Origin of the sequence: Kitasatospora gansuensis, assembly GCF_014203705.1 — a bacterium.
GTDB classification, from domain to species: domain Bacteria; phylum Actinomycetota; class Actinomycetes; order Streptomycetales; family Streptomycetaceae; genus Kitasatospora; species Kitasatospora gansuensis.
This window is the reverse complement of the sequence record NZ_JACHJR010000001.1, coordinates 6,358,093-6,371,581: the sequence shown is the minus strand read 5'-3', so window position 1 is coordinate 6,371,581 and position 13,489 is coordinate 6,358,093. Positions and strand designations below refer to the sequence as shown.

11 protein-coding genes are annotated in these 13,489 nt (G+C 72.2%); 6 read left to right on the top strand and 5 right to left on the bottom strand.

The window, feature by feature from the left end; genetic code table 11:
- Positions 1-9 precede the first annotated feature (9 nt).
- A complete protein-coding gene (locus F4556_RS28685) occupies positions 10-981 on the top strand; it encodes a helix-turn-helix transcriptional regulator (RefSeq protein ID WP_184921138.1) in 972 nt (323 codons plus the stop codon).
- Here the strand turns inward: F4556_RS28685 and F4556_RS28680 are convergent.
- Both F4556_RS28680 and F4556_RS28675 read right to left on the bottom strand, forming a co-directional pair.
- Positions 978-1,481, bottom strand: coding sequence for a methylated-DNA--[protein]-cysteine S-methyltransferase (locus tag F4556_RS28680; RefSeq protein ID WP_184921136.1), 504 nt, complete (start codon positions 1,479-1,481; stop codon positions 978-980). The two genes, F4556_RS28685 and F4556_RS28680, sit on opposite strands and share 4 nt — an antisense overlap.
- The gene (locus F4556_RS28675) at positions 1,478-3,022 is read right to left on the bottom strand and encodes a DNA-3-methyladenine glycosylase 2 family protein (RefSeq protein WP_184921134.1); all 1,545 of its coding nucleotides are present in this window, start codon (positions 3,020-3,022) and stop codon (positions 1,478-1,480) included. The genes F4556_RS28680 and F4556_RS28675 overlap by 4 nt, the downstream gene beginning before the upstream one ends.
- A gap of 200 nt (positions 3,023-3,222) precedes the next feature.
- On the opposite strand from F4556_RS28675, the gene F4556_RS28670 reads away from it, so the two are divergent.
- On the top strand, positions 3,223-4,278 hold the full coding sequence (locus F4556_RS28670; RefSeq protein ID WP_184921132.1) for a LacI family DNA-binding transcriptional regulator: 1,056 nt from the start codon (positions 3,223-3,225) through the stop codon (positions 4,276-4,278).
- An 11-nt stretch (positions 4,279-4,289) separates the two neighbouring features.
- On the opposite strand, the gene F4556_RS28665 is transcribed toward F4556_RS28670, so the two are convergent.
- From F4556_RS28665 to F4556_RS28655, 3 genes are all read right to left on the bottom strand, one after another.
- On the bottom strand, positions 4,290-4,988 hold the full coding sequence (locus tag F4556_RS28665) for an RraA family protein (RefSeq protein ID WP_184921130.1): 699 nt from the start codon (positions 4,986-4,988) through the stop codon (positions 4,290-4,292).
- Positions 4,989-5,013: 25 nt separating this feature from the next.
- On the bottom strand, positions 5,014-5,583 hold the full coding sequence (locus F4556_RS28660; RefSeq protein ID WP_184921129.1) for an NADPH-dependent FMN reductase: 570 nt from the start codon (positions 5,581-5,583) through the stop codon (positions 5,014-5,016).
- Between the two features lie 169 nt (positions 5,584-5,752).
- The gene (locus F4556_RS28655) at positions 5,753-8,638 is read right to left on the bottom strand and encodes a glycosyl hydrolase (RefSeq protein ID WP_184921127.1); all 2,886 of its coding nucleotides are present in this window, start codon (positions 8,636-8,638) and stop codon (positions 5,753-5,755) included.
- A gap of 256 nt (positions 8,639-8,894) precedes the next feature.
- Between F4556_RS28655 and F4556_RS28650 the strand changes: the two genes are divergently transcribed.
- From F4556_RS28650 to F4556_RS28635, 4 genes are all read left to right on the top strand, one after another.
- Positions 8,895-10,190, top strand: a complete 1,296-nt coding sequence (locus F4556_RS28650) for an ABC transporter substrate-binding protein (RefSeq protein WP_184921125.1) — start codon at positions 8,895-8,897, stop codon at positions 10,188-10,190.
- 62 nt (positions 10,191-10,252) lie between these two features.
- Positions 10,253-11,179 carry a carbohydrate ABC transporter permease gene (locus F4556_RS28645; RefSeq protein ID WP_184921123.1) on the top strand — a complete coding sequence of 309 codons (927 nt, stop codon included), beginning with the start codon at positions 10,253-10,255 and terminating at the stop codon, positions 11,177-11,179.
- 5 nt (positions 11,180-11,184) lie between these two features.
- Positions 11,185-12,015 carry a carbohydrate ABC transporter permease gene (locus F4556_RS28640; protein ID WP_313068751.1) on the top strand — a complete coding sequence of 277 codons (831 nt, stop codon included), beginning with the start codon at positions 11,185-11,187 and terminating at the stop codon, positions 12,013-12,015.
- 32 nt (positions 12,016-12,047) lie between these two features.
- Positions 12,048-13,484 (top strand): GH1 family beta-glucosidase, encoded by a 1,437-nt coding sequence (locus tag F4556_RS28635; protein ID WP_246511107.1) that lies wholly within the window; start codon positions 12,048-12,050, stop codon positions 13,482-13,484.
- Positions 13,485-13,489 lie beyond the last annotated feature (5 nt).

Here is a 13,489-nt window from a genome sequence, read left to right as displayed (position 1 = left end):
ATTGACGGCATGTTGGCTACCTCGGCGCGCCTGCTGCGTCTGCTCTCCCTGTTGCAAGGCCGCTCCGACTGGACCGGCGCCGAGCTCGCCGAGCGCCTCGGCGTCAGCCCGCGCACGATCCGGTACGACGTCGACAAGCTCCGCGACCTCGGCTACCCGGTGCACGCGACCACGGGCGTCGCGGGCGGCTACCGCCTCGGCGCCGGTGCCGCGTTGCCGCCGCTGCTGCTCGACGACGAGGAGGCCGTCGCCGTCGCGGTCAGCCTGCGCACCGCGGCCGGCGGCTCGGTGGCCGGTATCGAGGAGACCTCGGTCCGCGCGCTCGCCAAACTCGAACAGGTCCTGCCACACCGTCTGAGCCGCCGCGTCGCCGCGCTGCACGGGTTCACCGTCGCCCTGCCGCCGGTGGGCGGCACGGGGTCGGCCGTGTCAGCCGACGTCCTCGCGACCCTCGCGGCCGCCTGCCGCGACCAGCGCCGCCTGCGGTTCGACTACCGCAGGCACGACGGCGCCGAGGCGGTGCGCGAGGTCGAGCCGTACCGCCTGGTGCACAGCGGTCACCGCTGGTACCTGGTCGCCTGGGACGTCGCGCGCGAGGACTGGCGGACCTTCCGCGTCGACCGGCTCAGCCCGCGTACGCCGCACGGCGCTCGCTTCACCGCCCGCGAGGAGCCGCCCGCCGACCTGGTGCCGCGCGGCGTCGACACCGCGCTGGCGCAGCATCGCGCGCGCGTGACGGTCCGCGCCCCGGCGGCCGCCATCCGGGCCAGGGTGCCCGCCGCGATCCTGGTCGAACCGGTCGACGACGCGAGCTGCGTCGTGCACGCGGGAGCCGACACGGTGCACCGGCTCGCCCTGCACATCCTCATGCTGGACGCCGACTTCGAGGTCGACGGGCCGCCCGAACTCCTGGCCGAACTGCACAAGATCGCCTCCCGCGCACGAGCGGCCGGCCCGGGGTTGGGGGCGGCCGAGGGCTAGAACAGCGAGCCCCGCTCCAGCGCCAGCAGGTGCAGCTTGCGGTCGATGCCCGCCGCGAAGCCGGTCATCGCGCCGTTCGCGCCGAGCACCCGGTGGCAGGGCAGGATGACCAGCAGCGGGTTGGCGCCGACCGCGCCGCCCACCGCCCGTACGGCCGTGGGCGGTTGGCCCGCCAGCGCGCCCAGTTCGCCGTAGGTGACGGTCTCGCCGTACGGGATCTCGGCGAGGGCGGCCCAGATCCGGCGCCGGAACTCGGTGCCCTCCGGCGCCAACGGCAGGTCGAAGGTGGTCGACTCCCCGGCGAAGTAGGCGTCGAGCTGGGTGATCACGGCCGCGAACGCCTCCGGGTCGTGCAACCAGCCGTCGGCCGGTTCGTCCCGGGCGCCCTTCTGGCCGGGCGCGGTGACCGCCTGCAGGGCGAGCGAACCGTCCGGCTCCAGGGTCCCGCTGAGCAGCAGGCGGCCCAGCGGGCTCTCCATCGTGGTGAACACCGTGGTCATGCCCGCACTCCTTCTGACGGAACGTCAATCTTGGTTCCTACCGCCGGAGTCAGCGAGGCCCACAGCCGGTGCACCGCGTACGAGCGCCACGGCGCCCAGGCCGCTCCCGCCAGCGCCGCCGCCTTGGGGTCGCCCGGGTGGCCGAGCCGTTGCAGGCCGTGCCGGACGCCGACGTCGCTCGGCAGGAAGACGTCCGGGTCGGCGAGCGCGCGCATCCGCAGGTAGCCCACCGTCCACGGCCCGATGCCCGGCAGTGCGAGCAGGTCGGCGGCGGCGGCCTCGCGGTCCGCACCGCCGTCCAGCCGGACGGTGCCGTCGGCCAGCGCCGCGCAGAGACCGCGCAGGGCGCGGCGGCGGGCGTCCGGCATGGCCAGGTCGGCGGAGTCGGCCTCGGCCAGCGCCCCGGCGGTCGGGAACAGCAGCCGCAGGCCACCGCTGGCCTCGGGCAGCGCGACGCCGTACCGCTCGCTCAGCCGGGCGGCCAGCGTCCGGGCGGCCGCCACGGTGATCTGCTGGCCGAGGACGGCGCGGACCGCGAGCTCGTGCGGGTCGACGTGCCCCGGGGAGCGCACGCCGGGGCGGGCCCGGACCAGCTCGCCGAGCACCGGGTCGGCGCCGAGCTGGCCGTCCACCGCGTCGGGGTCGGCGTCCAGGTCGAAGAGCGCGCGGAGCCGGTGCACGGCGGTGGTGAGGTCGCGCAGGTCGGTGAGCTGGAGCCGGCAGTCCAGCCAGCCCCGGTTCGCCGGGTCGCCGACGCCCAGGCCGTCCACCTCGGCGATCGCGTGACCGTACGGGAGCGCCAGGGTCCGCCGGTAGGTGCGGACGCCGGGCGCCGCGCCGGTCACCACCTCCTCCACGCCGGGGACGGCGCGCAGCGCCAGGAAGTCCAGCAGGTGGTCGCTGTCGAGCGCGCCCCGGTACGCCAGCCGGAGGCCGATCGACCCGGGTGTCGCGGTACCGCTGCGGTGGCCGTTGCGCTCGGCCCGCAGGCCGCTCGGGGTGCGGTCGTAGATCTCCCGAACGGTGTCGTTGAACTGCCGCACCGAGGAGAAGCCGGCCGCGAACGCGATCTCGGTGACCGGGAGTTCGGTGGTCTGCAGGAGCAACCGGGCGGTCTGTGCGCGCTGCGCCCGGGCCAGCGCGATCGGTCCGGCGCCGAGCTCCGCGGTGAGCTGCCGCTGCAGCTGGCGCGAGCTGTACCCGAGCCGCTCGGCCAGGCCGGCCACGCCCTCGCGGTCCACCACGCCGTCCCCGATCAGCCGCATCGCCCGGCCGACCAGGTCGGCCCGGTGGTTCCACTCCGGCGATCCCGGCACCGAGTCGGGGCGGCACCGGCGGCAGGCCCGGTAGCCCGCGCCCTGGGCGGCGGCGGCGGTCGGGTAGAAGGTGCAGTTGACCCGCTTGGGGGTCACGGCGGGGCAGCTCGGCCGGCAGTAGATGCCGGTGCTGCTGACAGCCGTGAAGAACACCCCGTCGAAGCGGGAGTCGCGGCTGTCCACCGCCCGGTACCGGGTGTCGTCGTCGGTCGGAGTCTCGGTCACGTCCTCCAGTCTGCGGCACTCCCGACCCGGCGACTGGCGGAAATCCGACACCCAGATCGGACCTGACGATCTTGGCCGCCGACTCCGCCAGCCCCCGGAGGACGAAACCTGGGAGCGCTCTCAAGGATCATCCGCACCGGATAAGCTCTGCACAGGCGCATCCGAGCCGTCCCGCCCCCCGTAGCCCCGAGGAGTCCGCAGTGGCCCAGCAGCCCGAGGCCCAGCAGGCCGGCGCCCTCCCCCGCCCGACCCTGGAGTCCGTCGCCGAACGCGCCGGGGTCTCCCGGGCCACCGCGTCCCGGGTCGTGAACGGCGGCACCGGGGTCCGCGAGGCCCTGCGGGAGAAGGTGCAGCGCGCGGTCGACGAGCTCGGCTACGCCCCGAACCTCGCCGCCCGCACCCTGGTCACCCGGCGGAACCATGCCATCGCCGTGGTGGTCGCCGAACCCGAGAGCCGGCTGTTCTCGGACCCGTTCTTCGCCCAGCACCTGCGCGGCATCAGCCGCGAACTCTCCGCCGCCGACAACCAGATGGTGCTGCTGCTGATCGAGGCCCAGCAGGACTACGAGCGGGTCGGCCGCTACCTGGCCGGCGGCCACGTGGACGGCGCGCTGCTGTTCTCGCTGCACCGGAGCGACCCACTGCCCGAGATGGCCCGCCGGGTCGGCCTGCCCACCGTGATCGGCGGCCGCCCCGGCTGGCCCGGCGCCGAGTCCGACCGCGAGCTGGTCTACGTGGACAGCGACAACCGGGGCGGCGCCCGGATGGCCGTCCAGCACCTGCGCTCGCTCGGCCGCACCCGGATCGCCACCATCACGGGCCCGCTCGACCAGACCTCCTCCACCGACCGCCTCGACGGCTACCGCGACCTGATCCCCGACGGCGACCCGGCCCTGATCGCCGAGGGCGACTTCACCCCTGACGGCGGCGGCCGCGCGATGGCCGAACTCCTGGCCCGGCGGCCCGACCTGGACGCCGTATTCGCCGCTTCCGACGCGATGGCCTCCGGCGCGCTGCGGGTCCTGCGCACGCACGGCCGCCGGGTCCCCGAGGACGTCGCGATCGTCGGCTTCGACGACGTCGAGTCCATCGCCGCCTGGACCGAGCCCCCACTCACCACCGTCCGCCAGGACATCGAGGAGATGGGCCGCCTGATGGCCCGCCTCCTCCTCCGCCGCCTGGCCAGCCCGGCCCAGCCGCTCGCCCCCACGTCGGTGATCACTCCGACCCGGCTGGTGCGTCGCGAGTCGGCCTGAGCTGACCTGACCTAGACCTCGATCGCGCCGCCGATCTGCTGCAGGTGGCGGCGGAAGGTGTACGTCGGGTCGGCCGCGCGGCGGGTCAGGTAGTCGTCGAAGGCGGTCTGCCGGCGCAGCGTCTCGCCCGCCCTGATCTTGTCGGCCTGTGCCCGTTCGGTGGCGTGGATCCCGGCGGCCGTGTCCAGCACCTCGGTGGCACGGGCGGCGGGCACGAACAGCACGCCGTCCTGGTCGCCGAAGGCCACGTCCTCGGCGGTCACCGTGTGCGGGCCGAAGCGCGCGCCGGCCAGTGCCTCGGGCTCCCGCTCGTCCAGCCGGAGCGGGCCGAGCGGGCAGGCGCCGTAGCTGAACACCGGCAGGCCGATCTCGATCAGTTCGGGGGTGTCCCGGTGCTGCCCCCAGATCACCACGCCGGACAGCCCGGCCACCCCGGCCTCCAGGACCGCCAGGTCGCCGACGCACGCCTCGTCCGTCCGGCCACCGTTGTCGATCACCAGCACGTCGCCGGGACCGGCCTCGCCGAACGCCTCCAGAAAGACGTCGACACTGCCGTAGTGCCGGACCGGCAGCACCCGCCCCGCCACCCGCTGGCCCGGCACCACCGCGACGATGCCGGGCGGCGCCACCCGCAGCGGGACACCCAGCCGGACGCAGGCGTCGGCGACCAGGGGCGTGGACAGTGAGGTGAACAGCTCACGGTGCGTCATACCCGAACTCTGCCACGCAGCACGGCTAGCGGGGCGGAAGTACCGTCAACACCCGTTCGACAAAAGCCTTGTAGTCGGCCATGAAGTCACTGAGGAACTGCTGCGTGGCCGGGTCGGTCACCTCCCCGTCCTCCCCGAACAGGCCCGGGGTGAACTGGATGTACGCCTCCGGGGCGGACATCTGCGGGGAGTTGCAGAAGCTCAGCGCCGACCGCAGGCTCTGCTGCGCCACGGCGGTGCCGATCTTGCCGGGCGAGGTGCCGATCACCGCCGAGGGCTTGTGGGTGAAGGAGTTGGTGCCCCACGGGCGGCTGGCCCAGTCGATCGCGTTCTTCAGCGCGCCGGGGATCCCCCGGTTGTACTCGGGCGTGACGAACAGCAGCGCCTGCGAGGCGGCGATCGCCTCCTTGAGCGCCCGGCCCTCCGGCGGGTAGTCGGCGTCGAAGTCGTGGTTGTAGAGCGGCAGGTCCTTGATCGGGATCTCCCGGAACTCCAACTCCGCCGGTGCCAGCCGGATCAGCGCCCGGGACAGCACCCGGTTGATCGACTTCTCGGACAGGCTGCCGATGAAATACCCGACCTGATACGTGGTCACACGAGTCCCTCTCTGCAAGGCCCCCGGAGCATCGTGCCCCAGCATCGACGCCCCCGGCGACCCGGCTCACCCACCCGGCCGAGTGACCGTCAGCCTCCCGGCCTCACGCCCCGTCAGCACACCGGCCCCCGGCAGGAGCTGCCGGGGGCCGGTCGCGGAAGGGCACGGATCAGCTGAACGGGATCCGCAGCACCGAGGCACTGCCCTGCGCCTGGGTCGCGCCGGTGCGGAGCTGGGCCGGGGCGCTGCCGATCGCGGACCAGACCTCCACCCTGACCGTCCCGTTGGCCAGGTTGCCGAGGCTGCCGGTGGCCGAGGCGAGACCGGCCGTGGCCGAGTAGCGCTCCCAACCCGTCACCGGGTCGGTGGCGAAGTAGCGGTAGGTCTCGACCCGGTCGAAGCTGCCGTTGCCGGTCAGGTCGTAGGAGATCCGGACCTGCTGGCCGAGGCCGACGGCGCTGCCCGCGTCCAGGTAGAGGTCGAACTCCGTTGCGGCGCCCGCCCGCAGCGTCCCGTTGACGTTGCGCAGCTCGTACACGGTCGGCTGGTACGGGGTCCCGTCGTGGTTGGTGCCACCGGCCGAGGCGATGGTGCTGCTGGTGGCGCCGGTGCCGTACGCGGTGGTCAGCCCGCCGCCGGGCTGGAGGTAGAAGGTGCTGCCACTGGTAGGCGGCACCGACGGGGACGGCGAGGGCGAGGGGGAAGAGGAAGGCGACGGCGAGGGCGAGGGAGAGGGCGAAGGAACCCCACCCGACCCCCCGTCCTGGAAGCTCCCCCGCTCGCTCGCGGTGGACCGGCCCGGGACGGTGAGCGTGTAGCCGTCCGAGAAGTGCACCGCCCGCGCGGTCGTCGAGTAGTTGTGCGCGACGTGCGTACGGGTGCCGCCGTTGACGAAGACCGCCGAGGTCGGCTGGTCGGAGGTGGTGGCCGGGTCGAGCGTGCCGAGGGCGGCGAGGTTGTAGATCCAGTGGTAGGTGTGCGCCTTGGACTCGCCCTCCTCGGGGGTGTAACCGTCCTTGCCCGCATCCCAGTTGGCCTTGGCGGCGGCCGGGTCGGCCAGTGCCTGGAACTCCCAGGCCAGGTCGCGCCAGTCGGTGAACACCCCGCCGTTGTTGGCCTTGAGCTCGGCCAGGTTGGCCTTGATGTCGTCCTGTCGGCGCGCCAGGTAGAGCGAACCACCGGTGATCGGCAGGTAGTTGATGCCGTGGATCATGCCGGGGCTGGCCGTCCACCAGGTGGAGTACGCGGCGCCGCTGCCCCAGACCATGCCCGCCGTCTGGTGCCCGAAGCCGGCCGGGAAGGCGGACTGGTCGGCGTTGAACCAGTACTGCTCCACCGCTCGCGACTCGGTGGTGTAGAGGTAGGTACCGAGGTCCCGCAGCGCGGTGTCACCGGTCGCCGAGCCGTAGAGGATCAGCCCCGCACTGAAGTTGAGCGACTCGGAGGAGGACTCCTCGTTGTTCCCGGCGGCGAAGGCGGCGTGGCCCGCGGCCCAGCCGTGCCCGGCGTACGGGTCGAAGCTGCGCAGCCAGGGGAACCGGGTGTCGGCGCGGTCGGCGTTGGCGGCGTCCTTGGCGAGCAGCTTGACCATCCCGCCCCAGGCGGAGTCGGCGGCCCAGGCGGCGTCGTAGCGGGCCACCGTGGCGGCGGCCTGGATGTAGTAGCCGTAGTGGAAGTGGTGGTCGTTCAGCTCGCCGTCGCTGCCGTACGAGGCGGGGTAGCCGATCAGCGTCTTCCAGACGTTGTCGTACGCGAAGACCGTGGAGCCGGTGCCCGCGAACCAGGTCTGCAGCCGACCCTTCATCAGGCCGAGCAGCTTGTCCCGGGTCGCGGTGTCGCCCAACTGGTCGGCGATCGGCACCAGTTGCCCGAGCCTAGCGAGTGCCTTGCCGGTCCAGTAGGTGTCGCTCGCGCCCATGAACGGGTCGGCCGCGTTGGCCACCTCGCGGACCATCGCGCCGAGCGCGGCCCGGTCCTGGCCGCCGACGTCCGGCAGCGAGGGCAGGATGGCGTCGGCCTTCATGGTGGTGCTGAAACCGCTGCCCTGACGGACCTTCATCTGCCCGCGCGGCGAGGTGTACGTGAGCGCGGTCAGCGGGTCGGTGCTGGCCTTCCACTGGTGCGGGTAGAGCGCCAGCAGGGTGCCGGTCTGGCTGCCCTCCTGGGCGGTCGTGGTGGCGGTGTAACTGGTCGTCACCGAGCCCGCGTCGTAGCTCCAGGCGACCTTGGTGTCGGTGACGAAGCTGTACGCGTAGGTGCGGTACAGCGCCAGGTCGCCCGCTGAGGGCAGCACGGCGACGGAGTAGTAGTCCTTGGCGCCGAGCGCGGCGCTCAGCACGGTGCCGTTCACGTTCCAGCTGGTGCCGGTCGGCGCGAACAGGCCGTAGTGGTGGCCGCCGACGGTGATGCCGAGCACGTTGCCCTGGTTGGCGAAGACGGTCGGGGTGCCGGCCGCGGTGATCTGCGCGGCGCCGCCGGTGGCGTGCGCGTAGACGTACGGCAGGCCGTGGCCGACGGTCGCCGAGAAGGTGTGCGCGCCGTCGGTCCACTGCGGGGTGACGGTCCAGTCGGTCCAGCCGTCGACCTTGGTGTCGGGGGCGTTCAGCCCGGCCACCCCGACGGTGAGGTCCTTGGTGTGGGTGAAGTCGTACTGGCGCCCGTCGGGGGTGATGGTCGGGTTCGTGGGGTAGCCGACCTCGAGGCCGCCGGCGGCCGCCTTGAAGGTGAAGGGGTGGGCGTACAGGTTCTCCGAGTACGGGTTTCCCGCGTACCGCTGGAAGACCAGCGAGGACCACCAGTCGTTGGTGGGGACGGCCTGGCCGGCCATCCGCGCGGTCACCTTGGGCGTGAGCGGGGCGCCGTCGGAGTTGCTCGGGCCGACGGTGCCGGCCGGGCGGGTGTCGGTGTACCCGCCGAGACCCACCTTGATCGTGGCGGCGGAGGCGGTGGAGGCACCGACCGTGGTGGTGAGCGCGGCGGCGGTCAGCGCGATCGCCGAGAGAGCCGCGGCCGGGCGGACCAGACCTCTCGGGGACCGAGCGCGTGGCAGCTTCATGTCTGACACCTCGGGTGGGAGTATGGGGGAAAAGAGAGCGCTCTCACAGCGGCCTCGATCCCGGACCGTAGGGGCGTCCGTGGAGCACTGTCAACGGGCTCGGCGAAACCTTCCTGACTTCAGGACCTGAAACCAGGAGCCGAGCAACTCCCAAGGTTACGTTCGGGTTTCGACCACTTGACGGGCGATGAACTCAACCGGCACGCTCCTCCCAGCGCTTGAGAGCGCTCTCAGAATTCGACCAGGAGGCACCCCCATGCGCCCGTCCAGAGCCGCCGTGACCGTCGGCAGCGCCGCCCTCGCCGCCGCCCTGCTCCTCTCCGCCTGCAGCTCCGGCACCACCACCGGTGCGCAGGACGCGAACGAGAAGGTGACGCTGACCGTCGACCTGTTCGGCACCTTCGGGTTCAAGGAGGCCGGCCTCTACGACGAGTACATGAAGCTGCACCCGAACATCACCATCAAGCAGAGCGACACCCAGGACGAGGGCCAGTACTGGCAGGCGCTGCAGACCAAGCTGGCCGGCGGCGGTGGTCTGGCCGACGTGCAGGGCCTGGAGGTCGGCCGGATCGCCAGCGTGATGCAGAAGCAGGCGGACAAGTTCACCGACCTGAAGACGCTCGGCGCCGGGGACGTCAACGACGGTCTGGTGCCGTGGAAGGCCGCCGCGGTGAAGACCGCCGACGGCAAGGTGCTGGGCGCGGGCACCGACATCGGCCCGGAGGCGGTCTGTTTCCGCACCGACCTCTTCAAGGAGGCCGGGCTGCCGACCGACCGCGCCGAGCTGGCCGCCAAGTGGGCGACCTGGGACGGCTACCTGGCGCTCGGCAAGGAGTACGTCGCCAAGGCCAAGCCCGGCAACGCCTGGACCGACAGCGCGGCGGGCATGTTCACCGCCGAGGTCGGCCAGCAGAAGGTGCGCTACGCCGACGAGAGCGGCAAGGCCGTGCACGACAGCAGCCCGGCGGTGAAGACCGCCTGGGCGGACGCCACCCGGCTGGTCGCCGACGGCCTCTCGGCCAAGCTGCCGCAGTGGACCCCGGAGTGGAACAAGGCGTTCAGCACCGGCAAGTTCGCCACCCTGAGCTGCCCGGCCTGGATGATCGGCTACATCAAGGGCCAGGCGGGCGACGCCTTCGCGGGCAAGTGGGACATCGCGGCGGGCCCGGGCAAGACCGGCAACTGGGGCGGCGCCTACCTGGCCGTCCCGAGGACCGCCAAGCACCCGAAGCAGGCCGCCGAGCTGATCAAGTGGCTGAACGGCAAGGAGCAGCAGGTCAAGCTCTTCACCAAGCAGGGCTCCTTCCCGTCCAGCACCGGCGCGCAGGGCGAGATCAAGTCGGTCAAGGACGCCTACTTCAACAACGCGCCGATCGGCGAGATCTTCAGCGAGGCCGCCGCCAACATGCCCGCCCAGGTGCTCGGCACCGAGGACGGCGTGGTCGGCAAGGCGTTCACCGACGCGCTCGGCGAGGTGGAGCGCACCAACACCGCCCCGGCCACCGCCTGGCAGCACGCCCTGGACAACGTCAAGAAGGCCAGCGGTAACTGACGCCCGATGACTCCGGCCCGGGGCACACCGCCCCGGGCCGGGGTGACCACCGAAGGACCACCATGGCCACTCTCGCCACTCCCCTGCGCGCCGCCGCCCGCCCGCGCCGGGGCGCCCGGCTCGCCCCGTACGGTTTCCTCGCCCCGTTCTTCGTCCTGTTCGCGGCCTTCGGCCTCTTCCCGCTGCTGTACACCGCCTATGTCTCGCTGCACCGGGTGGAGTTGCAGACGGCGGACCGGATGGACTGGCTGGGCCTGCAGAACTACACCCGGCTGTTCGAGGACCCGTTCTTCTGGAACGCGCTGCGCAACACCTTCACCATCGGGCTGCTCTCCACCGTCCCGCAGCTGCTGCTCGCGCTCGGCCTGGCCCACCTGCTCAACTACCGCCTGCGCGGCCGGACTTTCTTCCGGGTCGCGATGCTGATGCCGTACGCCACCTCGGTCGCGGCGGCCACCCTGGTCTTCGCCCAGCTGTTCGGCCGGGACTACGGCCTGATCAACTGGGCGCTGAACACCGTGGGGTTGAGCCCCGTCGACTGGCAGGCGAACACCTGGGCCTCGCAGTTCGGCGTCTCACTGATCGTCACCTGGCGGTGGACCGGCTACAACGCGCTGATCTACCTGGCCGGCATGCAGTCCATCCCGCAGGAGCTCTACGAGTCGGCGGCGGTGGACGGCGCCTCCCGCTGGCAGCAGTTCCGCCACATCACGCTGCCGGGCCTGCGGCCGACCATCGTCTTCACCGTGGTGGTCTCCACCATCGGCGCCACCCAGCTGTTCGGCGAACCGCTGCTGTACGAGGGCAACTCGGGCGGCGGCATCTCGCACCAGTACCAGACCCTCGGGCTCTACCTGTACGAGCAAGGCTGGACCTTCTTCCACCTGGGCCGGGCCGCCGCCGTGGCCTGGGTGATGTTCCTGCTGATCGTCGTACTGGCCCTGGTCAACGCGGCCATCGCGGCCCGGCGCAACCGTACGGACCGGTGACCTTCGTGAAGAGACGCTCCCCCCTGCAAGGCGGCCCGCTCGCCTACGGCGTGCTGATCGCCGCCACCCTGGCCTTCGTCTTCCCGTTCTACTGGACGCTGGTGGCCGCGAGCCGCTCCAACTCCGAGCTCAGCTCGGCCACTCCGGCGCTCACCCCGGGCCCGAACCTGTTCCACAACATCGGCGAGGCGCTGCAACAGGCGGACATCGCGACTGCGTTGGTGAACTCGCTGATCGTCTCGGCGGTCGTCACCGCCGGGGTGGTGCTCTCCTCCACGCTGGCCGGCTTCGCCTTCGCCAAACTCCGGTTCCGCGGGCGGGGGTTGCTGCTGGCGATCACGGTCGGCACGATGATGATCCCGCCGCAGCTCGGGGTGATCCCGCTCTTCATGGTGATCGTGAAGCTGGACCTGCAGAACAAGCTGCCCTCGGTGATCCTGCCCGCGCTGGTCTCCGCCTTCGGGGTCTTCTTCATGCGGCAGTTCCTGGTCCAGGCACTGCCGGACGAGCTGATCGAGGCGGGCCGGATGGACGGCGCTTCGAGCCTGCGGATCTTCTGGTCGATCGTGCTGCCGGTGGCCCGCCCCGGCATGGCGGTGCTCGGCATGCTCACCTTCATGGCCACCTGGAACGACTTCTTCTGGCCCATCGTGGCGCTGAGTTCGCAGAATCCGACCGTGCAGGTCGCGCTCAAGTCGCTCGGCCAGGGCTACGTCCCGGACCAGTCGATCATCATGGCCGGCACCCTGATCGGCACCCTCCCCGTGCTGCTGGTCTTCGCCCTGTTGGGCCGTCAGATCGTCGGCGGCATCATGCAGGGCGCCGTCAAGGGCTGACCCATCTACTCTCGATACCCATGGAAGGCGACATGTCCGTAGAAGCCCTACCGGCCCCCGTCCGCACCGACGTCCCCACCGACTTCCCCGTCGGCTTCGTCTGGGGTGCGGCCACCGCCGCGTACCAGATCGAGGGTGCCGCCGCCGAGGGCGGCCGCACCCCGTCCATCTGGGACACCTTCAGCCGGACCCCCGGCAAGGTCCGCAACGGCGACACCGGCGACATCGCCGCGGACCACTACCACCGCTACCGCGAGGACGTCGCGCTGATGGCCGAACTCGGCCTGGGCGCCTACCGGTTCTCGCTGGCCTGGCCGCGCATCCAGCCCGCCGGGAGCGGACCGGCCAACGAGGCCGGGCTGGACTTCTACGACCGGCTGGTGGACGAGCTGCTGGCCAAGGGCATCACCCCGGTCGCCACCCTCTACCACTGGGACCTGCCGCAGACCCTCGAGGACGCGGGCGGCTGGCTCAACCGCGACACGGCGTACCGGTTCGCCGAGTACGCGACGATCGCCGCCCGTCGGCTGGGCGACCGGATCCCCACCTGGACCACCCTGAACGAACCCTGGTGCAGCGCCTTCCTGGGCTACGGCTCCGGCGTCCACGCCCCCGGCCGGACCAGCCCGGCCGAGGCCCTGACGGCCCATCACCACCTGTTGCTCGCCCACGGGTTGGGCGTCGGCGCCCTGCGAGCCGAGCTGCCCGCCACCGCGCAGGTCTCGCTCACCCTCAACCTGGCCGCCGTCCGTCCGCTCAGCACGGAGCCGGCCGACCTGGACGCGGCCCGCCGGATCGACGGGCTGGCCAACCGGATCTTCCTCGACCCGGTGTTCCGCGGCAGCTACCCCGCCGACGTACTGGCCGACACGGCGGAGGTGACCGACTGGGCCTTCGTGCACGACGGCGACCTGGCCGAGATCTCCCGGCCGATCGACTCGCTCGGCATCAACTACTACACGCCGACTGTCGTGGCCGCCGACGACCCGGAGCATCCCGCACCCCGCCAGGACGGCCACGCCGGCGAGCTCTCCCCCTGGCCCGCCGACACCGGCGTCCGCTTCCTGCCCGCCGAGGGCAGCCGGACGGCGATGGGCTGGCCGGTGGACGCGGACGGCCTGTACGAGCTGCTCACCCGGCTGCGCGACGACCTGCCCGGCCTGCCGCTGCTGGTCACCGAGAACGGCGCCGCGTACGACGACTACAGCGACCCGTCCGGCGCGGTGCACGACCCGGAGCGGGTGGCTTACCTGCACGGGCACCTGGACGCGGTCCGCCGGGCGGCGGCGGACGGGGTGCCGGTGCGCGGCTACTTCCTCTGGTCGCTGCTGGACAACTTCGAGTGGGCCTACGGCTACAGCAAGCGTTTCGGCATGGTGCACGTCGACTTCGCCAGCCAGCGCCGGACGCCGAAGGACAGCGCCCGCTGGTACGCCGAGGTGATCCGCACCGGCCGGCTGCCGCGCTGAGCGCG